This window comes from Sphingomonas populi, assembly GCF_004208535.1.
GTDB lineage: Bacteria > Pseudomonadota > Alphaproteobacteria > Sphingomonadales > Sphingomonadaceae > Sphingomonas > Sphingomonas populi.
Genome location: NZ_SGIS01000018.1, coordinates 59,285 through 83,357, shown reverse-complemented (window position 1 = coordinate 83,357; position 24,073 = coordinate 59,285). Strand labels below are relative to the sequence as shown.

Sequence of the window (24,073 nt, the reverse complement as noted above, 5' to 3'; positions counted from 1 at the left end):
GCTCAATCCGGCAGCGCCGCGACGAAGGCGCGGACGACATCGGCGGAATTGACCGAGGCGAGTGCCATGAAGGTGTTCATCTGGTTCGCGCGCGCATCGCCGCCGGCGAGATCGGAGAGGCTGCGGAACACGATCACCGGCGTGCGATTGGCGTAGGCGACCTGCGCGACGGCGGCGCTCTCCATGTCGAGCACGCGCGCTTTGTACGCGACCGAGAGATAGTCGCGGAACTCGGCATTGTCGGCGAACACCCCGGCGCTGACGCCGGTGCCGCCGACGACGATCTTGGGCTGAGCCGCGAGACAGGGCGATGCCGCCATCGGCTCGTGGGTGGCGGCAGCGAGCGGCTTGGCGAGGCAACGGCGCAACGTCACCGTGCTGGCAACCGTGCGGGCGAGCGCGAGCAGCTTGGCATCAACGGCTATCGTGTAATGCCGCCGCACCGGCTCTGCGGCATTGCCCAACCGCACACCGCGCGGGAACATCATCCCGAACGGCGCGGGCGCCTCCTTGTCGACCGCCTCGGGCACCACCCAGCCGTCCGCCGTCTTGCGCGCGAACGACACCTCCAGATATTGCGCCCAATCCTCCGGCACCACGACATCGCCGATAGTGAGGCCGGGATCGACCCCGCCCGCGATCCCCGAGAAGACGATGCGTTTGACCGTGAAGCGATCGAGCACCAATTGCGTGTTCATCGCCGCGTTCACCATCGACACGCCGCTCTGCATCAGCAGCACCGGCTTGCCCGCGATCGTGCCGGCGACAAAGGTGAGGCCGTTGCGCGTATATCGCTTCGGCGCTTTCACCGAGGACACCAGAGCGGCGAACTCCGGCGGGAACGCCGTCATCACGACGGTGCGCGGCGTGCGGTCGATCGTCTCGGCCGCCGCCGGCGTCGCGGCGAGCATCAGCAATGCCAGGATGGCGCGCCTCATGCCCCCGCGCTCATCCACACGAAGCGCACCACGAACAGGCCAGCCAGTATGAACAGGAACCAGTCGGCCTTTTTGACGCTCCCGCGCAGCAGCTTCAGCGCGGCGTGCGCGGTGATGCCGAAGGCGAGGCCGTTGGCGATCGAGAAGGTGAACGGGATCATCGCCACGGTCAGGAAGGCGGGGATCGCCGAGAGCGGGTCTTCCCACTCGACCTCGGTCAGCGGCAGCAGCATCAGCCCGCCGACGATGATGAGCGCGGGCGCGGTCGCCGCCAGCGGCACGATCTGCGCGTAAGGGGCGACGAACATCGTCGCGAAGAACAGCAGCCCGGTGACGACCGCCGTCAACCCGGTGCGCCCGCCGGCCTGCACGCCCGCCGCGCTTTCGACATACGACGTGACGGTGCTGGTGCCCGCCATCGATCCGACGATCGTCGCGGTCGCATCGGCGATGAGGATGCGGTTGAGGCCGGGGATGCGCCCGGCGGCATCCATCAGCCCGGCGCGCTTGGTGACGGCGACGAGCGTGCCGATATTGTCGAACAGATCGACGAACAGGAACACGAAGACGATCTCGAACACCCCGCCCGAGAGCTTGAACACGCCCGGCAGATCGAGCTTGAACGCGGTGCCGGTCAGCGCGGCGAGACTGTACGGTTCGGGCTTGAACGCGACCAGCCCGGCCATCCAGCCGAGGATGGTCGTGCCGACAATGCCGATCAGCATCGCGCCGCGCACGCCCCATACGCTCAGTGCGCCGATCAACAGCAACCCGAACAGCGCCACCGCCGCAGCCGGTTCGCGCAGATTGCCGAGCGCGACGAAGGTCGCCGGGTTGGCGACGACGATGCCGGCGTCCTTCAGCCCGATGAAGCCGATGAACAGGCCGATGCCACCCGCGACGGCGGCGAACAGATAGGTCGGGATCACCGCGACGATCAACTGGCGCACGCCCGTAAGCGTCAGGATCAGGAAGCACACGCCGGAGATGAACACGCAGCCGAGCGCGACCGGCCACGGCACATGCATCTGCTGGACGACGGTGAAGCTGAAATAGGCGTTGAGCCCCATGCCGGGCGCGAGGCCGAGCGGGGTGTTCGCCACCAGCCCCATCAGGATCGAGGCGAAGGCGGCGGCAAAGCACGTCGCCGCCGCGACCGAGGCGACCGGCATGCCGGCGAGGCCGAGGATCGCCGGGTTGACCAGCACGATATAGGCCATCGTCAGGAAGGTGGTGGCACCAGCCAGCACTTCGGTCCGCACCGTCGTGCCGCGTTGCGCCAGCCCGAAATAGCGTTCCAGCAGCCCCGCCGATGCTGGCGCCGCCGCCTGTGGTTCGCTCATGCCATTTCCCCCTGCAACGCCCCCGCCGGCGACACGCCGACCACCCCTAATTCCTCCAGCCGCGCGGCGAAGCGGAACAGCGTCCGCTCGGTGCCGGCGCGGCCGATCACTTGCAGCCCGAGCGGCAGCCGCCCCGGCCGCGCGAGCGGCACCGCCAGCGACGGCAGGCCGAGGAAGCTGATCGGCTGACTGTGAATACCGAGATCGGCGCGCGCCGGGCTGAGCGCGCCATCGATCATGATGCGCGGATCGGCGATCAGCGGCGCGACGCACGGCGTCGCCGGCGCGAGCAGCACGTCATACGGCGCGATCAGATCGGCGATGCGCTGCTTGAAGGCGGCGCGGAACGCCTGCGCTTCGTCATACAGCGCCTGCGGCAGCAGCGCGCCGGCGATCAGCCGGTCGCGGACTTGCGGGTCGAACGCCATCGCCTGTTCAGCAAGCGCGGCGCGGTGGAGTTTGCCGCCCTCGAAAGCGGTGATGACGAACGCCGCCGAGCGGGCACGGGCGATGTCGGGGAGTTCGATGACCGGCGCGTCCGGCGCGATCTCGGCCATCGCGGCGAGCTGGTCGGGATCGGCATTCTCGCGGAACCGCCCGCCGAGCAATGCGATACGTAAGGGTTGGTCGGTTGGCTCGGCGGTGGTGCCGCTCAGCACGTCCCACACCACGCGCATATCCGCGACCGAGACGGTGAATGGCCCGATATCGTCGAAACTCTCAGCGAACGGGAACACGCCCGCCATCGGCAACTCATCGTGAGTCGCCTTGATGCCATACACGCCGGTCAGGCTGGCGGGCACGCGGATCGAGCCGTTGGTATCCGATCCGAGCGCGAACGGCAGCAGCCCGGCCGCGACCACCGCCGCCGAGCCGCCCGAGGAACCACCCGCCAGCCGTGCCGGATCGTGCGGGTTGCGCGTGGTGCCATAGGCCGCGTTGATGGTCGCGAAGCCGTAGGCGAATTCATCCATGTTGAGCGTCGCGACCAGCACCGCGCCGGCGTCGCGCAACCGGCGGATCGCCTCGGCATCGGCGCGCGCCGGGGCGGCATCGGCGTAGAGCGTCGAGCCGGCGGTGGTCGGCAGCCCGGCGACGTCGAACAGATCCTTGACGCCGTACGGCACACCCGCGAGCGGCCCCGGATCGCGCCCGGCGGCGATTTGCGCATCGACCTCCGCCGCCTCGGCCCGCGCGCGCTCGGAGAGGATGCGGGTGACGGCGACCAGCTCGTCCCGGCCAAGCGCGGCAAGGCACGCTTCGACGACCGCCGCAGCGGTGATGCGCCCGGCGCGCACATCGGCGGCGATGTCGATCGCCTGCCTCATTGCGGCGTACCCCGCAGCGTCGCGGCATGCTTGTCGAGCAAAGCGAGGTTGGCGGTCACGCCGGGCAGGCACGCTTCGGGGATCGGCAAGCCGACCCCCTGCGCTGCCGCCGCGATCTCCGCCTCGGTGCGCGGGATCGTCACCGCCGCCTCGCGTGCCTCAGCGGCGCTGCGGAAGCGCCCGGCCAGTGCCGCGCAGACGAACAATTGCAACTGGTGGAAGATCATCAGCGGCAGCACGATCAGCCCGACATGCGCCGGCGCGAACAACGCCCCCGCCATCGGCACGCCCGAGGCGAGGCTCTTCTTCGATCCGCAGAACAGCAGCACGATGAAATCCTCGCGCGACAGCCCCGCAAGCCGCGCCGTCAGCACGTTCACGCCCAGCACCGCCGCCAGCAGCACCGCGCTCAGGCCGAGCAACCCGGCGAGATCGGCGAGGTTCACCTGAGTCCAGATGCCGTTCACCACCGCCGCACTGAACGCCGAATAAACGACGAGCAGGATCGACCCGCGATCGACCGGCTGGAGCAGCTTCTTGTTGCGATCGACGAAACCGCCGATCACCGGGCGCAGCAGATGCCCGGCAACGAACGGCAGCAGCAATTGCACCGCGATCGTCCAGATCGAATGCCAGGACGACACCGCGCCTTTGCCATCGACCTGCATGAACAGCGCGACCAGCAGCGGCGTCAGGAAGATGCCGAGCAGATTGGACAACGACGCGCTGCACACGGCGGCGGCGACATTGCCGCGCGCGATCGCGGTGAAGGCGATCGAGGATTGCACCGTCGACGGCAGCAGCGTCAGGAACAACAGCCCCGACAGCAGCAGCGGATTGCCCCAGCCGTGCAGCAGCGCGACCAGCGCCAGCCCGAGCAGCGGGAACAGCAGATAGGTCGAGGCGAGCACCAGCGCGTGCAGCCTGAGATTGCCGATGCCCTGCACGATCGCCGCGCGCGACAGCTTCGCGCCGTGCAGGAAGAACAACAATGCGATGGCAAGATCGGCGGCGAGATCGACCCAGCCGGCCGCCACCCCGCGCACGGGCAACAGCGACGCCCCCACCACCACCGCGATCAGCAGCAGCAGGAATCGGTCGATCGAAAGTACCAGCTTGAACGCGCGCCCCATCATCGCGCTATGCCCGCTCCCGCCCTACCGATCCAACACAATGACGAACACGGATCGTTGCAAAAAAGCGCGCGGGTGCCCCCCCCCAACCGTCGCATGACGGGAAGGTCGCCGGGCCGTGTCGCATTTACGCGAAGCGGTGCGATGTCCAGGTGATGAGAACCGATATCGCCATGACACCAAGATCGATCGCCGCCTGCACGCGATGCGGCGCGAGGTCCGAGGGATCGTGCAGCAGGATGCGGAGATTGGCGGAGGGGTGCCGCGCCACCGCGACCATCACCAGCGCCAGCGCAACGAAAAGGGCGATCCGTCGATTGCGCATGGCTTGGTCTCCTCCCGCCCGCTTACCGTAAGCACAGAGGAGCGGCAAGCGGCTCAGGCGGCGAAGCGGCGGAGCGGGGGTGCGCCGCGCGCACGGTCGCGACCGGCCTTCTTCGCCTCGTACAAAGCGGCATCGGCTGATCGGTACAGCGCCTTCCAGTCGGCCTCGCGCATCAGCGGGCCGCGACACTGGCCGATGCTCGCCGTCACCGTGATGTCGAAGGGCATGCGCGCATGGCGTAGCCGGTCGAGAACATCGTCGGCGAGCGTGTCCTTGTGGTTCGCGATCACCACCGCGAATTCCTCACCGCCGAGCCGCGCGACCAACGTGCCGGCGGGCAATGCCTGACGCAGCGTGCGCGCGAAGATGCGCAGCACCTCGTCACCGCCGTCGTGGCCGATCGTCTCGTTGACGTGTTTGAAATGGTCGAGATCGGCGAGCAGAAGCGTGAAATCGCCTTCCTGCCCGACCGCGCCACGCAGGAACGCGCGCCGGTTGAGCAAGCCGGTGAGCGGATCGGTATCGGCGAGCAGCCGCGCGGCGATCTCCTGCTCGCGCGCCTCGTCGCGCTCGCGGGTGAGCAACAGCACGCGGTGGCCGATCGCAAGGCTCGACAGCAGCGCCTCCAACGTCATCGATATGACCGACGAATTGTCGATCCAGAAATCATACGACCAGCCGAACAGGCTCGACGCCGCGCGCAGGACCGCGAAGGCGATCGGCAGCGCCCAGGCGATCGTGAAGAACGGCAGGAACGCGCTGTGCCGGCGCCACGCATTGACGAGGATCGGCACGACCGACCCGAGCAGGAACAGGAAACCGAACGCGTAGAGGGTATCGAACAGGCGGAGCGCGACCGGCGCGAACAGCGCGATTCCGACCGCCGGTATCCCGACCGATACTGAGGCCAAGATTCCGACTCGCTTGAGCCGCGGCGTTATCACCCGCTGCTCGAAGAAGTTGCGCAGGAACGCGAGCGCCGACACCGCCACCAGCGCGAGCAGCACATAATTGATCCGTATCCGCGCGGTGTTGGCGATATCCGGGAATATCCACGCGAGCGTACCCGACGAGCTCATGTCATAGGCGAGCAGCGCGATCATCATCAGGCAGTAGAACGGCATGAAGCGGTGGCGCAGCGCATAGGCGAGGCCGAGGTTGAACAGCAGCAGCGCCGCGCACGCACCGCCGACCCCGGCGTATAGCGCGGCGAGATGCGTGTCGGATCGCGAAACCTCCTCGCTCGTCGCCAGCGTCGGTGCGAGCAGGATGCCACGCAGATTGGCCGCACCCTCGACATGCCAGAGCACGCGCACCAATCGCGCCGGCCGCAGTGGCAACCAACGCTGGAAGATCGCGCCGAGCCTGAGGTGGCGCGAAGCCGCGACATCATCGCTGCGGATCGAGACGATCGTGCCGTCGGCGTACAGGGCGTGGATGGTCATCGCGCGCTGCCACACGCTCGACGAGCGCACCGCGAGCCGGGTGCCGTCGGCGGGAATGTCGAGCGGCTGGCTGAGCAACCAGAAATCACCGCCGCCCAGGCGCGCCTGCGGCGTCGCGCAGGCGAACCGCGCGGGCGCGTGGAACAGTTTCGCCGCCGTCAGTCCGGGCGCGTCGCGCAGCACGCACGTCCGCATCGGGATACCGACCGGCCCGACCTGCGCATTCGCCGCGCCCGCGCACAGCGAGAGAAGCATCGCGAGGAGCCAGGCAAGACAGCGAAGGGGCGAGCGCCACGGCATTGCAGAAGGCTATTAGCCGAATATGCCCAACAATCGGTAAATTTTTACATGTCATGGAACCAAAATGGGTCGGTTACGTTACACACTGTTCGCCTCAAGCCAGTCGCACAGCGCGGCGTTGACCGCGCCTGCCGCCGCCCAGGGGGTGAAATGCCCCGCGTCGAGCTTGACCAGCGTCAGATCAGCGACGAGCGCGTCCAGCCCTTCGATCTGCACCGGCAGCAAATAGCGGTCGCGCATACCCCAGATCACCAGTGTCGGCTGGCTGACGATCGGTGCCGGCGTCGCATCACCGGCGGGGGTCATCATCGCGGCGGCGCGATACCAGTTGAGCATCGCCGTCATCGCGCCGGGCTGGCTCCATTCGTCGAGATGCGCGGCGCGCTCGCGCCCCACCGCCAGCGCGGCGAAGCGCTGAACAATGCGGTTGCCGAAGGTCGCCGCGAGCAGCCGCGACCGATCGATCCGGGTGTTACGGATGAAGCCGATATAGCCGCTCGCGCGCTGCTGCGCCGGATCGTCGCGCAGGGTTTGCTGGAATCGGTAGGGATGCGGCGCGTTGAGGATCACCAGCCGTTCCACCCGCTCCGGCTGGGTCAGCGCCGCGCCCCAGGCGATTGCCCCACCCCAGTCGTGGCCGACCAATGTGAAGCGCGACCGCCCGAAATGATCGGCCAGCGCGAACACGTCGGCCATGATCTTGTCAGGCTTGTAATCCGTCACCGCCGCCGGCCTGGACGAGCGCGCATAACCGCGCTGATCGGGCGCGATCACGAAATGCGTCTTAGCGAGTTCGGGGATCTGATGCCGCCAGGTGCGATGCGATTCCGGGAAGCCGTGCAGCAACACGATCGCCGGGTGCGCCGGATCGCCCGCCACCGCGACATCGAGCTCGACGCCGGTGGCGAGCGAAACGCGGATCACGGATAGCTGACCGTAAGCGGCACCTCGGGCAGCGGAATCCATTCCTTATCGTCGCCCGGCACCTTGGGGAATTCCTGCGCCTTCCACGCGCGCTTGGCATCGTTGATGCGCTCGCGGCGTGACGAGACGAAATTCCAGAAGACATGGCGCGGCGTGGCGAAGGCCTCACCGCCGGCCAGCATCACGCGCCCCCCGGTTGCCGAGCGCAAGGTCGGCGTGGTGCCGGGGCGCAGCACGTAGAGCGTCATCGGCTCCAGCGTCATCCCGTCGAGCGTCGCCTCGCCGAGCGCGACATACAGCGCGCGTTCGTCGGCGGACGAATCGATCGGAATGCTGTCGCCTGCGCCCAGCACGATGTCGGCGTAGATCGTCTGCGCATAGGTCGTGGTCGGCGCGCGCGCGCCCCAGAGCTCGCCCATGATGACGCGCGCCCGGACCGTGCCGTCGCCGACGACCGGCAGCGCGGTTTCCGCGACATGCTCGAACGCCGGGTCCATCTCCTCGTCCTTCTCGGGCAGCGCGAGCCAGGTCTGGATGCCCGACAGTTCGGGGCCACCCGCGCGCTCGTCGGCGGGCGAGCGTTCGGAATGGACGATGCCGTGCCCGGCGGTCATCAGATTGACCGCGCCCGGCGCGATCCGCGCTTCGCTGCCGATCGAATCGCGATGCTCGATCGCGCCGCCGAACAGATAGGTGACGGTGGCGAGGTTGATGTGCGGGTGCGGCCGCACGTCGATGCCCTGCCCCACTGCGAGATGCGCCGGCCCCATCTGGTCGAAGAAGATGAACGGGCCAACCATCGTGCGCGGCTTGGCCGGCAGGGTGCGGTGGACCTTGAAGCCGCCGAGATCGTGCGTCGTCGGCAGCAACGTCTGGATGATAAGATCGTCGGTCATTGGGCCTCTCGCGTCGCGATCATGTCTAGCAGATCCTCGGGGAAGATCGGCTCATGGAAGGTGGCGATCTCGTCGGGCGCGAACCAGCGCCATTCGCGCATCACGCGCTGTTCGAGCGGAGTGTGGCCGCTGGTATCGACCTCGACCGCGCCGGCATCGATGCGGAAATAGCGTTCGTCGGCGGTGACGGGTACACCCTCCAGCGTGACGAACTCGACGACGCGGCGCGCCACTTCCTCGCCCGGCTCGGCGACGATGCCGGTTTCCTCGAACAACTCGCGCCGCGCCGCCGCCTCATAGCTTTCACCGGGATCAACCGCGCCGCCGGGCGTACACCAGAAGGGCGGCCGGTCGGCCGGATCGAAACGGAACAGCAGGATACGCCCCGCCCCGTCGAGCAGCAGGATGCGCGCGGCGGGACGCGGCACACGCCCAATCCCCTTGGCACTCATGCCGCGTCCAGTTCGGGGTAATGGCGGAAGATGCCCTGCGTGTTGAACGCGATCCGGCGGTCGCTGGCGAGATACGCCTTGATGCCGTCCAGTTCCGCAACGCGGTCGTGCAGCGCGATCAGCTTGGGATAGGCACCTTCGATCGCCGCCATCCGCCTGGGGAACATATAGCGCAGCCCGGCCACGCTCTGGAACAGCGCGGTGTCGCCGTAGCTCCACGCCTCGCCCATCAGCCAATCGCCCGCGTTCGCGGCGAGCGCGGCCTCGAAATAGCCGAGGAACTTAGGGATACGTTCGGCGCGAAACTGCGCGGCGGCGCGCGCCGCTTCGGGCTTCTGGTCCTCATAATAGTCCATCATCGCGACCGGATGGTGGACGTTGTGCGCCTCGGCGACGAGATCGGCGATGGTGAGCTGGATGCCGTTCAGCCATTGCCGGTCGGCCACTCCCGACGGCGCGATGCCATGCGTCTCGCCGAGATAGGCGAGGATGTTGGCGACCTGCGAGACGACGCCGTCGCCGGTCTCCAGATACGGCGGCGCGAACGCGCCGCGTCCGCTGGCATGGCTGTCGAGGTTGGCCATCAGCGCCTCGGCACCCTGATCGCGCGCGCAATCGTCATAGGCGATGCCGCCCGCCTCGAGCGCGAGCCGAACGAACTCGCCGCGCCCCTGAATGTCAGGCCAATACCACAGCCGATAGCTCATCTCATTCTCCCGGCGCGCGCGCCTTGATCGCCAGCGCGTGGATGCGCTCGGCGAGCAGATCGGCCAGCGCCTGGTTGACGAGCCGCTGGCGCTGAACGCGCGACAGGCCGGTAAAGGCCGCGCTTTCGACGATCACGCTGAAATGCGATTCGCCCGAGCGATCGTCGCCCATATGGCCGGCGTGGTGGTGGCTGTCGTTGACCACCTCCAGATACGACGGCGCGAGCGCGGCGGTGAGACGGGCGGTGATCTGATCCGCGACGGGACTGGTGGCGAGCGTGTTCATCGCCCCTATATACGCCGTTTCGCCAATTCAGGGAGCCGGGGTGGCACGCCAGACCGAAAAGAAAGACCGACCCAATATCCGCTTCCACGGTCGCGTGGAGGGGAGCGGACGCGTGTGCGACGAACCCGGCTGCCAGTTGCCGGGTGAATTCCGCGCGCCGGCGGACGGGCCGAGCAACGACTTCGCCAATGATTCTGGGGGTCCGCGCCCGTACCGCTGGTTTTGCCTCGATCACGTCCGCGCGTTCAACGCGCGCTACAATTTCTTCTCAGGCATGAGCCCCGACGAGATCCACGACGCGCAGCGCCCGTTCGCGGGCTGGGAACGCGAGACGCGCGCCTTCACCGGCAATGGCGGCGCCGACCGCCCGCCGCGCTGGGCCGATTTCGCCGACCCGCTCGACGCGATCGGCGCACGTTTTCGTGGCGCGACGGCGGCGGCAGGCGCCCGCAAGGACGGCCGTCCGCTATCCGACAGCGACCGCCGCGCGCTGAAAGTGCTCGATCTGCCCACCGACATCGACCGGCGGGGCTTGCGCCAGCGCTATGCCGAACTGGTGCGACGCTATCACCCCGATCGCAACGGCGGCGACCGCAGCTTCGAAAAGAAGCTGCAGGACGTGATCGCGGCGTACACCCAGCTCAAGGGTGCGGCAGCGTTTGCCTAACCGTCGCCCCGGCGAAGGCCGGGGCCGCTGCGTAGCTTGGCACCCGGTTCGCCCAACACGCAACGGCCCCGGCCTTCGCCGGGGCGACGCTTGGGTCAGCCCTCCGCCAGCGCCGCGAGCTGGTCCGCGACCGCACCCCAGCCCTGCGCAAACCCCATCGTCTCATGCTGCGCCTTGGCCTCGGCGGTCCAGTGGCGGGCAGTGGCGGTGTAGCGGGTCTTGCCGCCTTCGTCGGCGAAGTCAAAGATGCCGGTCATGAACGGCGCTTGCGGCACCCACCCGACGGCATAGGCATCGGTGAAGACGAAGCGCTCGCCCGGCGCCACTTCCAGAAACACGCCTTCCTGCGCATGGGCTTCGCCGTTCGGGCCGTGCATCACCATCGCCGAGCGCCCGCCAGCGCGCCAGTCCAGCTCGACGATCTCGGTCGTCCACGGCTTGGGGCACCACCATTCGGTGAGCCGCTCGGTGACGATGCTCCAAACCCGATCGACCGGCGCGTCGATCAGCCGGGTGATCGACAAATCGTTGCCCTCGCTCATGCCACAGCCTCCCCGGCGACCGCCGCCTCGATCGCGGCGATATCGATCTTGCGCATCGTCATCATCGCCTGCATCGCGCGCTTCGCCGCCGCTTGATCGGGATTGGCGAGCGCGGCCGTCAGCACGCGCGGCACGATCTGCCACGCGAGGCCGTAGCGGTCGTGGCACCAACTGCAGGCGCTCTCGTCGCCCCCGTTCGAGACGATCGCGTTCCAGTAGCGATCGGTCTCGGCCTGATCGTCGGTGAAGATCTGGAACGAGACCGCGTTGGTGAAAGGGTTCCCGCCGCCCGCATTCAGCCCGACGAACGCCTGACCGCAGACGGTGAACTCGACCGTCAGCACGTCGCCCGCCTTGCCCGCAGGATAGTCCGCCGGCGCGCGGTGGATAGCCGTGACGGCTGAGTCGGGGAAGACGCTCGCGTAGAAATGGGCGGCTTCCTCGGCCTTGCCGTCGAACCAGAGGCAGGTCGTAATCTTGCTCCCGGGCGCGGTCATTGCTGTACACCCGAAACGAAGCCGACCGAGGCGCCGGTCGGATCGATCGCGATCACGATACGCTCGCCACCCGGCACATCCATCGGACCCATGATGACGGTGCCACCGCCTGCCTTGACCTGCTCCGCCGCCGCATCGACATCGGCGACGCGGAAGTAGAAGCTCCATTTGACCGGCTGTTCGGGCGACTGGCGGTTCATCATCGCGCCGATCCGCGTCTCGCCGACGTCGAGGAACAGGTAGTCGCCCATCGGCCCCATCGACATCGTCTCGGTCGAGACCAGCCCGAGCAGATCGCCATAGAAGGGCAGCGCCGTGGACGTGTCGAGCGTGGTCAGTTCGTGCCACGCGCAGCGCATCGGCAAGGTTCGTGAGAATGCGGTGCTCTCCTGATCGCCCATCGCGGAGTCTGGCGTCATCAGATAGAGCGGCGCCCCTTGCGGATCGGCGATCAGCGCGATGCGGCCGACGTTGGGCAGATCGAGCGGCCCCATATGGGTTTTGCCGCCCGCCGCCGTGTTAACGGCAACCTTGGCATCGACGTCGGCGACATGGAAATAGCCGACCCACGCGGGGCCGCCCGGCGCATCGGCCATCTCGACCAGCCCGCCGACGCCGACACCGTCCGCGTTCCAGATCGTGTACGGCGTACCGCCGGGAGGCCCGAATTCGGTGATCGTCCAGCCGACGATCCCGCTGTAGAAAGCTTTGGCGGCGGCGGCATCGCCGGTGATGAGTTCGTACCAGATCGGCAGTCCGTAAGGCGTCGGCATCGTCTCTCTCCCGTTGGTTGTATCAGGCGCTCGCGTCGTCGCTGTCGAACAGCGGCTCGAACCCACCCCAGAACATGCGCTTGCCGTCGAAGATCGGCGGTTCTGGCGATTGCATTCGCTCGTCTTTCAGCATCGCCGCCCAGCCGGCGTCGCGCGCATCCTTCGACGGCCACACCACCCAGGAGAAGACGATCGCCTCGCCCGCCTCGGCCTTCACCGCCTTGTAGAAATCGGTGTGCGTGCCGTGCGGAACATCGACACCCCAGGTCTCGACGATGCGCAGCGCACCGTGATCGCGGAACAGCGGCGTGACGCGCTCGGCCATGTCGCGATAGGCTTGCTTGTTCGCCGCTGGCACCGGGCAGACATATCCGTCGATATAGGCCATCATGCTTTCTCCTCGTGCTTCACGATGAGCGGCAACAGCGCCCGCAGCCGCGACTCGCGCAGCCACAGGCCGCCCCACAGGATCAGTCCGATATACACCCCGAACAGCGTGAAGCCGAGCAGCGGACTGCCGACCCGCAGATGCGCCTCGACCGCGCCACCGAGATAGCCGGTCAGCAACACCGCCCCCAGCATCGCCGTGCGCGGCCAGGCATAGAGCGCGGTGCAGACCGCGAGGATCGCGCCGAGCAGCCGGTAGAACGCCGGATCGGCCGGCAGGCCGAGCGGCGGGCTGTTGGCGATCATCAGATCGGGCACGAACAGCTTGCCGCCCGCGTCCATCGCCAGGAACAGCACCGTGAGACCGCTCAGCACCCACCCTGCCCAGACCCGCTTCGTCATCGTCGTCACCCCCGGAGCAAGGATCAGGCTGGGTCCGCCGCGGGCGGCATCGCGGCGACCGCCGCATCGACATCCATCCAGAACGGCCCGAAGCCGTGCCCGTCGGGATCTTCGAACGCCCGGCTGTACATGAAGCCCATGTCCTCCGGGTCGTGCGCCTCGCGTCCACCCGCCGCGATCGCCGCCTCGGTAATGGCATCGACCTCTGCGCGGTTGTCGAACGACAGCGCGATCAGCGCGCCGCTGGTCGTCTTCGCGTCGATGATCTGCTTGGGGGTGAAGGTGCGATAGAAATCATGCCCGAGCAGCATGAAGGATATCGTGTCCGAATATCGCATCGCCGACGCCATCGCGTTGGAGAAGCGCGCGTCCTTCACGCAGCCGATTGCCTCGTAGAAGGCCGTCGATTTCGCCACGTCTGCGACGGGCAGGTTCACGAAGATAGCCTTGGGCATCACCAAACACTCCTTTGCGACTCGCGCTTTGCATCTGATGCGGCTTTCAGTTATCAAAAGCAACCATGAAGTTAGAAAAAGTAACAAAGCGTTGGTACGATGACGCCTGCGGCACCGCGCTGGCGATGGAATTGGTCGGCGAGCGCTGGTCGCTGCTGATCGTGCGCGAGTTGATGTTCGGCCCGCGCCGCTTCGGCGAGATCAAAGGCGGGCTTGGCGGGATCAGCGCGAACGTGCTGACGCAGCGGCTGGACGGGCTGGAGGCGGCCGGCATCCTCACCCGCCGCAAACTGCCGCCGCCGGCATCGGTACAAGTCTATGAGCTGACCGAATGGGGCTATCAGAGCGAGACCGCGATCCAGGAGCTTGGCCGCTGGGCGGTGCGCTCCCCCGCGCATGATCCGACGCTGCCACTCTCGCCCGCCTCGCTGATGATGTCGTTCCGCACGATGCTGGCGCGCGAGGCGGTCGGCGATCTCGATGCGGTGATCGGCTTCCGGCTCGGCCCGGACGTGTTCCGCACGCGGCTCGACTCGACCGGCTTCGCGGTCGAGCGCGCCGAACCCGACGATGCCGCCGTCACCTTCGCTAGCACCCCGCCCGCGATCGCCGCGATCGTTTACGGCGGACTGCCCCTGGCCAACGCCGAGGCCGCCGATATGCTGACGCTCACTGGCGACCGCACGCTCGCCGAACGCTTCGTTACTGTGTTCCCGTTGCCGCCCAAGACGGCGTGAGTTTGCAGCCGAAAGGCCCGATGATGCTTGACGCGCCGCGCGATCGTTCGCACTGAGCATCGCACGAAGTGCCGTTCGTGCGCGTCATGCGTTATCGGGGCTTCTCGACAGCCCATAACACGGTACGCACATCCATGACCGACATTCCCAACACCCAGCCCGACAGCCGCGAGACGACGATTCTCGACGCGCCCGATCGTATGGCGAAAGTCCGCGATCTGTTCGGGATCGATTCGGACATGGAAGTCCCCGCGTTCAGCGAAGCGGACGAGCGCGTGCCCGATCTCGATCCGGCCTATGTGTTCGACAAGGACACCACGATCGCGATCTGCGCCGGCTTCGCGCACAACCGCCGCGTGATGGTGCAGGGCTATCACGGCACCGGCAAGTCGAGCCATATCGAGCAGGTCGCGGCGCGGCTCAACTGGCCGTGCATCCGCATCAACCTCGACGCGCATATCAGCCGGATCGATCTGGTCGGCCGCGACGCGATCGTGCTCAAGGACGGCCAGCAGGTCACCGAGTTCCGCGAGGGGCTGTTGCCGTGGGCGCTCCAGACCCCGACCGCGCTGGTGTTCGACGAATATGACGCCGGTCGCCCCGACGTGATGTTCGTCATCCAGCGCGTGCTGGAAACCGAAGGCAAGCTGACCCTGCTCGACCAGAACCGCGTGATCCGCCCAAGCCCGTGGTTCCGGCTGTTCGCCACTGCCAACACGATCGGCCTCGGCGATACCAGCGGGCTGTATCATGGCACGCAGCAGATCAACCAGGGCCAGATGGACCGCTGGAACATCGTCGTCACGCTCAACTATCTGCCCGCCGCGATCGAGGCGCGGATCGTGCTCGCCAAGTCGGGCGAGTATGACAAGCCCGAGGGCAAGCAGGTGGTCGACCAGATGGTCAAGGTCGCCGATTTGACCCGGCGCGGCTTCATGAACGGCGACATCTCGACCGTGATGAGCCCGCGCACCGTCATCACCTGGGCACAGAATGCGCTGATCTTCGGCGATGTCGGCTTCGCGTTCCGCCTGTCGTTCCTCAACAAGTGCGACGAGGCCGAGCGGCCGCTGGTGGCGGAATATTACCAGCGCGTGTTCGGCAAGGACTTGCCGGAGAGCGTGGCGGCGAAGGGGTGAGGTTTCGCGCGGCGGTCGTTTGGGCTAAAGTGCGGCCATGACCAAAGCCGAGGCCCTTGCCGTTCTCAAGCGCCGCGAAGCCGATATCAGACGGCTTGGCATCGACAGGTTGTCGATCTTCGGTTCCACTGCGCGAGGCGACGAGACTCCTGAATCCGATGTCGATCTCGCCGCGTCACTCGACCCACGCCGAGCGATCGGGCTTTTTGAGTTTGTTGATATCGAACAACAGCTCGAACGGATGCTCGGCAAAAAGGTGGATCTCGTCACCGAACCCGCTCGCAAGGCGCGGCTCCAGACCGAGATTGATCGGGACCGAGTCATTGTCTTCTAATCGCGAGCCGCAGCGGCTGCGCGATATCGATCTTGCGGTCATACATCGGACCGTTTCCGCAAATCTGCCGAACTTGCGCGCGTGGTGCGTCGCTGCGCTGGAACGAGAATAATCATGTCAACCGACACCCCACTCGACCGTTTCAAGACCGTGCTCGGCGGCGCAACGCGCGCGCTCGCGCGGGAGCCGGAGATCGAGCTCGGCTTCACCTCCGATGCGCCGGTTCAGTCGGGCAAGCACGTCAAGGTGCCGATGCCCGCGCGCAACCTGCCCGCCGATCAGGTCGCCGAGGCGCGCGGGTTCGCTGACGGGTTCGCGCTGCGGCTGCGGCATCACGATATCAAGCTGCACGCGCGACAAGCCCCTGCCGAAGCGGTCGCGCGGGCGGTGTTCGATGCGGTCGAGAGCGCGCGGGTCGAGGCGCTCGGCGCGCGCGGCTATGCCGGTATCACCGACAACCTCGCGACGGCGCTCGACGCGCGGCTGCGCTCCGACCCGATCACGCGCGCGCGCAACCGTGACGAGGTGCCGCTGTCGACCGCGCTCGGCCTGGTCGTGCGCGAGCGGCTCACCGGCGCACTGCCGCCCGCCGCCGCCGCGCCCGCGATGGCGCTGGTGCGCGACTGGATCGAGCAGAAGGCGGGCGCCGATCTCGATTCGCTGGCGCTCGCGATCGACGACCAGCGCGCGTTCGCGACGTTGACGACCCGGTTGCTCGAAGATCTCGACCTCATCGAAGGCGAGCTCATCCCCGAGGAAACCGACGAGGGCGGCGAAGAAGACGAAGGCGCTGACGAGCAGGAGCAGACCGACGACGCCGACGAAGGCGACGGCGATACCGAGCAGGGTCAGGGCGAGATCGAGGCGCGCGGTTCCGAGAGCGAAAGCGATCAGCAGGACGGCGATGGCGACGAGCGCAACGACGACCAGTTCGAAGACGGCGATGGCGAACCCGGCGACGACGGCGAGGACGGCATGTTGCCGGTCCGCCCCAACCGCCCGATGTCCGATTTCCCCCCGCAGTTCGAATATAAGGCGTGGACGACGCGCTTCGACGAGGTGATCGCCGCGACCGATTTGTGCGACGCCGACGAACTGGTGCGGCTGCGCGCCTATCTCGACCAGCAACTCGTCCATTTGCAGGGCGCCGTCACCAAACTCGCCAACCGGCTGCAACGCCGGCTGATGGCGCAGCAAAGCCGAAGCTGGGATTTCGATCAGGAGGAAGGCCTGCTCGATGCGGCGCGACTGGCGCGGATCGTCGTCAATCCGATGCTGTCGCTGAGCTACAAGATCGAGCGCGAGACCGAATTCCGCGACACGGTCGTCACCTTGCTGATCGACAATAGCGGCTCGATGCGCGGCCGGCCGATCTCGATCGCGGCGATCTGCGCCGACATCCTCGCGCGCACGCTGGAGCGGTGCGGCGTGAAGACGGAGATCCTCGGCTTCACCACGCGCGCGTGGAAGGGCGGGCAAAGCCGCGAGGCGTGGCTCGCCGCCGGACGCCCCACCCAGCCCGGCCGGCTCAACGACATTCGCCACATCGTCTACAAACAGGCTGACGAGCCGTGGCGGCGCGCCAAGACCAACCTTGGGCTGATGATGCGCGAGGGGCTGCTTAAGGAGAATATCGACGGCGAGGCGCTGCTCTGGGCGCACCAAAGGCTGATCGCGCGGCACGAAGAACGCAAGATCCTGATGGTGATCTCGGACGGCGCGCCGGTCGATGACTCCACGCTCAGCGTCAATTCGGGCAGCTATCTCGAACGGCATCTGCGCCAGGTGATCGGCTGGATCGAGAACCGCTCGCCGGTCGAACTCGTCGCGATCGGCATCGGCCATGACGTGACGCGCTATTATGCGCGCGCGGTCACGATCATGGATGCCGAGCAGCTTGGCGGCGCGATCATCGAGCAGCTCGCGGCGCTGTTCGACACGCCCTGACCGCGTGAGCGGGATCGCCGCACCGCCCGGCGGGTTCACCGGGCCAGTCAAACGATCGGTAACGATCGCCGGCCATCCCACATCGATCAGCCTCGAACCCGTGTTCTGGCAGGCTTTGGAACAGGCGGCGCACGCGCACGCGCTGCCGCTCAGCGCGTTGATCGCGGAGATCGACGCGGTGCGGATTGGCGCTGCCGATCCCCCCAACCTCGCCAGCGCGATCCGAAGCTGGTTATTCACGAAATCGTTCTCTGACAGTGAGACTTACTCTCAATAACATTGACAGTGAGAGTGACTCGCAATAGCTGACCCCGCAACGAAAAGGGGATAACCATTGCCGAGTCACACCAGCCGCGCCGCCAAGCCTGCGTTCCTTGCCCTGTCCTGCGTGGGCGCGTTCGCGGCCGTGCCGGCCTTCGCCGACACCACCGCCGCTCCGCTCGTCGCCGATGACCAGAGCCGCAATGATGTGATCGTCAACGGCCAGCGTGACACCGGCCCGCGTGATCCCAAGCAGGTCGCACCGCTGATCAACACGCCCAAGTCGATCGTGGTCCTGCCGAGCGAAGTGATCGAGCAGACCGGCTCGGCCAGCCTGCAGGATGCGCTGCGCACCGTGCCCGGCATCACCTTCGGCGCGGCCGAGGGCGGCAACCCGATCGGCGACCGCCCCTTCATCCGCGGCTTCGACAGCCAGGGCAGCATCTATATCGACGGCGTGCGCGATCTCGCATCGCAGAGCCGAGAAGTGTTCGCGATCGACTCGGTGCAGATCGTGCGCGGGTCGGACTCGACGCTGGGCGGGCGCGGCAGCGCCGGCGGCACGATCAACATCATGACCAAACTGCCCAAGGCGGAGAATTTCGGGTCACTCAACGCCAGCTACGGCAATGCCGATTACAAGCGCATCACCGGCGACGTGAACCTCAAAATCACCGACACGATCGCCTTCCGCCTCGAAGGCATGTGGCACGATCAGGATGTCGCCGGCCGCGACGCGATCTGGAATCGCCGCTGGGGCTTCGCGCCGTCGGTGACGATCGGCCTCGGCACGCCGACCCGGCTGACCGCGAGCTATTACCAGATGGAAAGCCACGAGCTTCCCGACAGCGGCATCCCCTATCTCTACGCCTGCTCGACGAGCGTGTGCAACGCGCCCACCGGCAACGTGTTCACCACGCCGACGATCGGCAAGATCACGCTCGCCGACGGCAGCACCGGCACCGTCGATCGCTCGACCTTCTACGGCCTGAGGGATCGCGATTTCCGCGACACAAAGACGCAGACCGCGATGATCCGCGCCGAACATGATTTCGGCGACATCACGCTGCGCAACACCGCGCGCTACAATTACAGCACGCAATCCTACATCTTCCTGCTGCCCGACGATTCGACAGGCAACGTGTTCGGCCTGCTCAACCGCAGCACCGGCGCGATCACCCCGGCGCCGGGTACGATCAACCCGGTCACCGGCGGCGGCGCGCTGAGCGGCGGCGGCTATGTCTGGCGGCGCGGCAACACGCGCTATGGCTACAGCAAGGCGCTGGTCGATCAGCTTGATCTCTCGGGCAAATTCAGCACCGGCGCGATCGAGCACAGCTTCGCCGCCGGCGCCGAAATCTCGTGGGAGAAGTCCCGGCGCGGCACCTTCGTCGAGGCGACCGGATCGACGATCACACCGCGCTGCGACAGCACGACGCTGGCGCGCTATTATTGCACCAGCCTGTTCACCCCCAACCCGAACGATCCGTGGGTCAATTACACCAGCGACACCTCGAACCTGCAAACGCCGATCGTGAAGGGCGCATCCAACACCGAAACGCAGAACGACGCGCAAACCGTCGCCGTTTACGGCTTCGACTCGATCACATTGCTGCCGTCGCTGATCCTCAACCTCGGCGCCCGCTACGATCGCTTCAAATCGACCGTCACGCTGCCGTTCACCGCCGGCCTGACCGCGCAGCGCCTTACCCGGACGGACGAACTGTTCAACTGGCAGGCCGGTCTGGTGTTCAAGCCGACCAAGGACACCAGCCTCTACGCCAGCTACGCGACCGCCGCGACGCCGCCCAATTCGCTGCTCGGCGAAGGCCGCGAGGACAATGCGCTGCCGACCACCTTCGCACCCGCGACCGTGATCGACGCGCTCAAGCCGCAGAAGACCAAATCCTACGAGGTCGGCGCCAAGGCCAATCTTTTCCACGAACGGCTCGGCATGAGTGTCGCGGTGTTCCAGACCGACATCGCCAACGCGCGCGTGCTGGATGACAGCAACACCGTAGCCTTCATCGGGAAATCGCGTATCCGCGGCGTCGAACTCTCGGTTTCGGGGCAGATCCTGCCGGGATGGTCGGTGTTCGGTGGCTATACCTATCTCGATCCCAAGATCATCGACGGCGGCTCCACCGCACTCACCGCCCCCGCCGTGGTAGTGAACGGCGCCACGGTACAGACCGCCAAGACGTTCCTGGTGCCGTCAGTCAACACCGGCAAGCAAATGCCCCAGACCGCGAAGAACAGCTTCACCGCGACATCGAGCTATCAGTTCACCAAGCGCTTCTCGTTCGGCGGCACGGCGATCTACATGGGGCGGCAATATGGCGGCTATGCCGATAACCGGAAGTACACGCAAAACGCCGCCGGAGTCGTCACGTTCACGCCGGCAGCCACCGTTCTGTCACGCGGCATCCCCGATTACTGGCGGTTCGATCTCAACGCGCAATACAAGCTCAGCCGCAACCTGCAGGTGAGCGTCAACGTCCAGAACCTCACCGACAAGGTCTATTTCACCCAGACCTATGCATCGCACTACGCCTCGATCGCGTCGGGCCGGACGGTGTTCGGCACGGTGACGGCGAAATTCTGATGCGGATGGCGCCTGCGCCCGGCGGGCGCAGGCGCCATCTTGCCGGGGCGGGGCCGGGATACGCATAAACCCGTAAGGTACATGTACAGAATTTCCGTCGTGGACACGCCGCCCTACCGGGTGTGCGAGGAGAGACGGAATGTTCCATTCGCGCAACATCGTAGACAATCGCAGCGCCCGTGCCGACACGTCCGCGATCGGCGCGATGACCGGCATCGTGATCGCGTTGCCGCTCGGCATCGCGTTCTGGGCCGCCATCATCGGCGCGATATGGCTCTGCCGCTAAGCCGCGCTACCCCGCGTCGCGCACGCGCTCATGGTGGCGAATCACCTCGTCGATGATGAAGCGCAGGAATTTCTCGCTGAAATCGGGATCGAGATCGGCCTGTTTGGCGAGGCCGCGCAACCGCGCGATCTGCGCCTCCTCGCGCCCCGGATCGGCCGGCGGCAGCCCGGTAGTGGCCTTGTGGCGGCCGACCGCCTGAGTCACCTTGAAGCGCTCGGCGAGCAGGAACACCAATGCCGCGTCGATATTGTCGATGCTCTGGCGATATCCTGCCAGCGTGCCGTCGCTCATAAGGGCCTCCATCCGCCAATCGCGCGCCTTTTGCGCAGGCTAGGATCGGTACGCAAGTCCATTGCGGGCTTGCCTTTGCGCGCCACTCCCGCCACATCGCCCGGCCATGAGCGCAACGATCCACCGCCTCGACCAGCGCCCGGCCCCATCGCTCGACCCGATGGTTGCGCTGATCGCTGCGGACATGAACCTCGTCAACGCGGTCATCCTCGATCGCATGCAGTCCGACATCCCGTTGATTCCCACGCTGGCCGGGCATCTGATCGCCGGCGGCGGCAAGCGGATGCGCCCGATGCTGACGCTCGCGAGCGCGAAACTGCTCGGCTACACCGGCTCGCGCCATCACCGGCTGGCGGCGGCGGTCGAGTTCATCCACACCGCGACATTGCTCCACGACGATGTCGTCGACGGCTCCGACCTGCGGCGTGGCAAGCGCACCGCCAACCTGATCTGGGGCAATCCGGCGAGCGTGCTGGTCGGCGATTTCCTGTTCAGCCGCTCGTTCGAGCTGATGGTCGAGGACGGCAGCCTCAAGGTGCTCAAGATCCTGTCGAGCGCGAGCGCGATCATCGCCGAGGGCGAGGTCAACCAGCTCACCGCCGCGCGGCGCATCGACACGCCCGAGGAACGCTACCTCGACATCATCGTCGCCAAGACCGCCGCATTGTTCGCCGCCGCCTGCAAAATCGCGGCGGTGGTGGCGGAGCGCAGCGAGGCCGAGGAAGCCGCACTCGACGCCTATGGCCGCAACCTCGGTGTCGCGTTCCAGCTCGTCGATGACGCGATCGATTATGTTTCGGACGCTGACACGATGGGCAAGGATGCCGGCGACGATTTCCGCGACGGCAAGGCCACCCTGCCCGTCATCCTCGCTTATGCGCGCGGCAATGCCGAGGACCGCACGTTCTGGAAGGCCGCGATCGAGGGCCACCGCGCCAGCGACGCGGATTTCGCGCACGCGCTGGACCTGGTCCGCGCCACCCGCGCGATCGACGACACGCTCGCCCGCGCCCGCCACTACGGCCAGCGCGCAATCGACGCGCTCGCAATCTTCCCCAACGGCAAGGCCAAGGACGCGATGGTCGAAGCGGTCGACTTCGCGATCGCGCGGGCGTTTTAAAGTCCTCTGTTCTCCCGCGAAAGCGGGAGTCCAGAGTCCCAAGAGCCGCACATTGTTGTTTTGCTTGGCTCTGGATTCCCGCTTTCGCGGGAAAACACGATAGGCTTCTACCGCCCCGCCCGCTCCCAACCCGCCGCCTTCGCGACCACCGGCGCACCCCAGCCGCCGCCCAATGAGCGGAACAGATCGACCTGCGCGTCGGCGATCCGCACGTCCGCGCTCGCCAGATCGGCGTCGGCATCGGCGAAAGTCCGTTCGGTATCGAGCACCGCGAGGAAGTCGATCGTGCCCTCGCGCTGCCGCGCGCGGGCGATCTTCGCCGCTCGCTCGGCCCCGTCGCGTGCCGCCACCAGCGCCTGTCGCCGGTCGATCTCGCGCGCATAGGTTGACAGCGCCGTCTCGGTTTCCTCCAGCGCCTGCAACACCGTGCCGTCGAAGCTGGCGAGCGCGCCGCGGCTGTTCGCTTCCGCCCCCGCGATCCGCGCGCGCGCGGCGCTGGTGTTGGGGAACGACCAGTTGATCAGCGAGCCGACCAGCCAGCGGAACGGCCCGCCGCCGAAGATGTCGCTGAAGCTGGTGCCGGTCGAACCGACCGAACCGCCGAGCGTGATGCGTGGATAGAGGTCCGCCGTCGCCACGCCGATCCGCGCGGTCGCCGCCGCCAGCCGGCGCTCGGCGGCGCGCACGTCCGGGCGCCGCGCGAGCAAGGTCTGGCCATCACCGACCGGGATCGGCTGATCGAGCCGAGGTGGATCGGCACGGAGCCCCGCATCCACCGGCAGTTCCTGCGGCGTATGCCCGGTCAGCGTCGCCAGCCGGAACAGCGCGGATTGTCGCTCGCCCGCGATTTCGGGCACCAAAGCGGCGCGCTGGTCGCGCAGCGTCTGGATGCGGATCACGTCGAGCTTCTCGGCGCGGCCCGCGTCGAAACGCTTGCCGGTCAACCGCACCGATGTGTCGAGCAGATCGACAACGCGCTTCGCCACCGCGAGCCGCTCGGCCGCGCCGGCGGCATCGACATAGGCGAGGATCGTCTGCGCGACGATGGCAACGCGAACCGCATCGGCATCCGCCGCCGCCGCGCTGACATCGCCCCGCGCCGCCTCGATATTGCGGCGCACGCGCCCGGCAAGATCGAGTTCGTAGGACACGTCCAGCCCCAGCGCGATCTGCTCGGTCTCACGCGCACCGCCCGTCCCGCTTTGCAGCGCCGGCAGGCGGCCATAGCCCGGCTGCGCGCTCAACGCGGTCTGCGGCAGCCGATCGTTGCGCGCGCCCTTCAGCGAGGCCCGCGCCGCGTCGAGCCGCGCCACCGCGACGCGGATATCGGTGTTGGCGGCGAGCGCATCGCCGACCAGCCGGTCGAGTACCGGATCGTTGTAAAGCTTCCACCAAAGATCATCGGGCGCGGTCGCGGCGACCGCCGAATTGGCGGCGCCGGCGAAGCCGCCGACCGCCTTGGGCGTGGGCACCGGCGCGACATAGTTCGGGCCAACCGCGCAGGCGGAGAGCGCCAGCGCCGAGATCGTGGCTAACAGGGTCTTCTTCATGGC

General features: G+C 67.1%; 28 protein-coding genes. 9 read left to right on the top strand and 19 right to left on the bottom strand.

Going from position 1 to position 24,073, the window contains the following annotated elements; genetic code table 11:
- Positions 1–2: 2 nt before the first annotated feature.
- From EWE75_RS13005 to EWE75_RS12955, 11 genes are all read right to left on the bottom strand, one after another.
- Entirely contained in the window at positions 3–938 is a 936-nt protein-coding gene (locus EWE75_RS13005; protein ID WP_130158132.1) for a 5'-methylthioadenosine/S-adenosylhomocysteine nucleosidase, read from the bottom strand.
- Positions 935–2,281: an NCS2 family permease gene (locus EWE75_RS13000; protein WP_130158131.1), complete on the bottom strand. Its 1,347-nt coding sequence runs from the start codon at positions 2,279–2,281 to the stop codon at positions 935–937. Before EWE75_RS13000 ends, EWE75_RS13005 begins: the two co-directional genes overlap by 4 nt.
- Positions 2,278–3,609: an AtzE family amidohydrolase gene (locus EWE75_RS12995; protein WP_130158130.1), complete on the bottom strand. Its 1,332-nt coding sequence runs from the start codon at positions 3,607–3,609 to the stop codon at positions 2,278–2,280. The genes EWE75_RS13000 and EWE75_RS12995 overlap by 4 nt, the downstream gene beginning before the upstream one ends.
- Entirely contained in the window at positions 3,606–4,742 is a 1,137-nt protein-coding gene (locus EWE75_RS12990; protein ID WP_130158174.1) for a bile acid:sodium symporter, read from the bottom strand. The genes EWE75_RS12995 and EWE75_RS12990 overlap by 4 nt, the downstream gene beginning before the upstream one ends.
- Positions 4,743–4,869: 127 nt before the next feature.
- The gene (locus EWE75_RS12985) at positions 4,870–5,067 is read right to left on the bottom strand and encodes a hypothetical protein (RefSeq protein WP_130158129.1); all 198 of its coding nucleotides are present in this window, start codon (positions 5,065–5,067) and stop codon (positions 4,870–4,872) included.
- A 53-nt stretch (positions 5,068–5,120) separates the two neighbouring features.
- The gene (locus EWE75_RS12980) at positions 5,121–6,767 is read right to left on the bottom strand and encodes a GGDEF domain-containing protein (protein ID WP_231708339.1); all 1,647 of its coding nucleotides are present in this window, start codon (positions 6,765–6,767) and stop codon (positions 5,121–5,123) included.
- A 123-nt stretch (positions 6,768–6,890) separates the two neighbouring features.
- Complete coding sequence (locus EWE75_RS12975; protein WP_345789382.1) at positions 6,891–7,736, bottom strand: alpha/beta fold hydrolase; 846 nt, start codon at positions 7,734–7,736, stop codon at positions 6,891–6,893.
- A complete protein-coding gene (locus EWE75_RS12970) occupies positions 7,733–8,632 on the bottom strand; it encodes a pirin family protein (RefSeq protein ID WP_130158123.1) in 900 nt (299 codons plus the stop codon). The genes EWE75_RS12975 and EWE75_RS12970 overlap by 4 nt, the downstream gene beginning before the upstream one ends.
- Complete coding sequence (locus EWE75_RS12965; RefSeq protein ID WP_130158121.1) at positions 8,629–9,084, bottom strand: NUDIX hydrolase; 456 nt, start codon at positions 9,082–9,084, stop codon at positions 8,629–8,631. Before EWE75_RS12965 ends, EWE75_RS12970 begins: the two co-directional genes overlap by 4 nt.
- Entirely contained in the window at positions 9,081–9,791 is a 711-nt protein-coding gene (locus EWE75_RS12960; RefSeq protein ID WP_130158119.1) for a glutathione S-transferase, read from the bottom strand. Before EWE75_RS12960 ends, EWE75_RS12965 begins: the two co-directional genes overlap by 4 nt.
- 1 nt (position 9,792) lies before the next feature.
- A complete protein-coding gene (locus tag EWE75_RS12955) occupies positions 9,793–10,077 on the bottom strand; it encodes a BolA family protein (RefSeq protein ID WP_130158117.1) in 285 nt (94 codons plus the stop codon).
- Between the two features lie 40 nt (positions 10,078–10,117).
- Here EWE75_RS12955 and EWE75_RS12950 point away from each other — a divergent pair, with 40 nt between their 5' ends.
- Positions 10,118–10,744, top strand: coding sequence for a J domain-containing protein (locus tag EWE75_RS12950; RefSeq protein ID WP_130158115.1), 627 nt, complete (start codon positions 10,118–10,120; stop codon positions 10,742–10,744).
- 95 nt (positions 10,745–10,839) lie between these two features.
- On the opposite strand, the gene EWE75_RS12945 is transcribed toward EWE75_RS12950, so the two are convergent.
- From EWE75_RS12945 to EWE75_RS12920, 6 genes are read right to left on the bottom strand one after another with little or no spacing between them, the layout of a single operon-like run.
- Positions 10,840–11,286: an SRPBCC family protein gene (locus EWE75_RS12945; protein WP_130158113.1), complete on the bottom strand. Its 447-nt coding sequence runs from the start codon at positions 11,284–11,286 to the stop codon at positions 10,840–10,842.
- Positions 11,283–11,783, bottom strand: a complete 501-nt coding sequence (locus tag EWE75_RS12940; protein ID WP_130158111.1) for a VOC family protein — start codon at positions 11,781–11,783, stop codon at positions 11,283–11,285. Before EWE75_RS12940 ends, EWE75_RS12945 begins: the two co-directional genes overlap by 4 nt.
- Positions 11,780–12,556 carry a VOC family protein gene (locus tag EWE75_RS12935; RefSeq protein WP_130158109.1) on the bottom strand — a complete coding sequence of 259 codons (777 nt, stop codon included), beginning with the start codon at positions 12,554–12,556 and terminating at the stop codon, positions 11,780–11,782. Before EWE75_RS12935 ends, EWE75_RS12940 begins: the two co-directional genes overlap by 4 nt.
- A gap of 22 nt (positions 12,557–12,578) precedes the next feature.
- On the bottom strand, positions 12,579–12,947 hold the full coding sequence (locus EWE75_RS12930) for a DUF1428 domain-containing protein (protein WP_427915783.1): 369 nt from the start codon (positions 12,945–12,947) through the stop codon (positions 12,579–12,581).
- Complete coding sequence (locus EWE75_RS12925; protein ID WP_130158107.1) at positions 12,944–13,345, bottom strand: DoxX family protein; 402 nt, start codon at positions 13,343–13,345, stop codon at positions 12,944–12,946. The genes EWE75_RS12930 and EWE75_RS12925 overlap by 4 nt, the downstream gene beginning before the upstream one ends.
- A 23-nt stretch (positions 13,346–13,368) precedes the next feature.
- Complete coding sequence (locus EWE75_RS12920) at positions 13,369–13,800, bottom strand: VOC family protein (RefSeq protein WP_130158170.1); 432 nt, start codon at positions 13,798–13,800, stop codon at positions 13,369–13,371.
- A 65-nt stretch (positions 13,801–13,865) separates the two neighbouring features.
- Here EWE75_RS12920 and EWE75_RS12915 point away from each other — a divergent pair, with 65 nt between their 5' ends.
- The 7 genes from EWE75_RS12915 to EWE75_RS25080 all read left to right on the top strand — a co-directional run bounded on the left by EWE75_RS12915 (position 13,866) and on the right by EWE75_RS25080 (position 21,109).
- Positions 13,866–14,537, top strand: coding sequence for a winged helix-turn-helix transcriptional regulator (locus EWE75_RS12915; protein WP_130158105.1), 672 nt, complete (start codon positions 13,866–13,868; stop codon positions 14,535–14,537).
- A 134-nt stretch (positions 14,538–14,671) separates the two neighbouring features.
- Positions 14,672–15,676 (top strand): cobaltochelatase subunit CobS, encoded by a 1,005-nt coding sequence (gene cobS / locus EWE75_RS12910; protein WP_130158103.1) that lies wholly within the window; start codon positions 14,672–14,674, stop codon positions 15,674–15,676.
- A gap of 37 nt (positions 15,677–15,713) precedes the next feature.
- Entirely contained in the window at positions 15,714–16,010 is a 297-nt protein-coding gene (locus EWE75_RS12905; protein WP_130158101.1) for a nucleotidyltransferase family protein, read from the top strand.
- A gap of 114 nt (positions 16,011–16,124) precedes the next feature.
- Entirely contained in the window at positions 16,125–17,957 is a 1,833-nt protein-coding gene (cobT, locus tag EWE75_RS12900; RefSeq protein ID WP_130158099.1) for a cobaltochelatase subunit CobT, read from the top strand.
- Between the two features lie 4 nt (positions 17,958–17,961).
- The gene (locus EWE75_RS12895) at positions 17,962–18,234 is read left to right on the top strand and encodes a ribbon-helix-helix domain-containing protein (protein ID WP_130158097.1); all 273 of its coding nucleotides are present in this window, start codon (positions 17,962–17,964) and stop codon (positions 18,232–18,234) included.
- A gap of 57 nt (positions 18,235–18,291) precedes the next feature.
- Positions 18,292–20,823: a TonB-dependent receptor gene (locus EWE75_RS12890; RefSeq protein WP_231708338.1), complete on the top strand. Its 2,532-nt coding sequence runs from the start codon at positions 18,292–18,294 to the stop codon at positions 20,821–20,823.
- Positions 20,824–20,962: 139 nt separating this feature from the next.
- Positions 20,963–21,109: a hypothetical protein gene (locus EWE75_RS25080; RefSeq protein ID WP_165388373.1), complete on the top strand. Its 147-nt coding sequence runs from the start codon at positions 20,963–20,965 to the stop codon at positions 21,107–21,109.
- A 6-nt stretch (positions 21,110–21,115) separates the two neighbouring features.
- On the opposite strand, the gene EWE75_RS12885 is transcribed toward EWE75_RS25080, so the two are convergent.
- Positions 21,116–21,400: a chorismate mutase gene (locus tag EWE75_RS12885; RefSeq protein WP_130158095.1), complete on the bottom strand. Its 285-nt coding sequence runs from the start codon at positions 21,398–21,400 to the stop codon at positions 21,116–21,118.
- Between the two features lie 106 nt (positions 21,401–21,506).
- Here EWE75_RS12885 and EWE75_RS12880 point away from each other — a divergent pair, with 106 nt between their 5' ends.
- Positions 21,507–22,520, top strand: coding sequence for a polyprenyl synthetase family protein (locus EWE75_RS12880; RefSeq protein WP_130158093.1), 1,014 nt, complete (start codon positions 21,507–21,509; stop codon positions 22,518–22,520).
- 107 nt (positions 22,521–22,627) lie between these two features.
- On the opposite strand, the gene EWE75_RS12875 is transcribed toward EWE75_RS12880, so the two are convergent.
- Positions 22,628–24,070: an efflux transporter outer membrane subunit gene (locus tag EWE75_RS12875; protein ID WP_130158091.1), complete on the bottom strand. Its 1,443-nt coding sequence runs from the start codon at positions 24,068–24,070 to the stop codon at positions 22,628–22,630.
- Between the last annotated feature and the right edge of the window lie 3 nt (positions 24,071–24,073).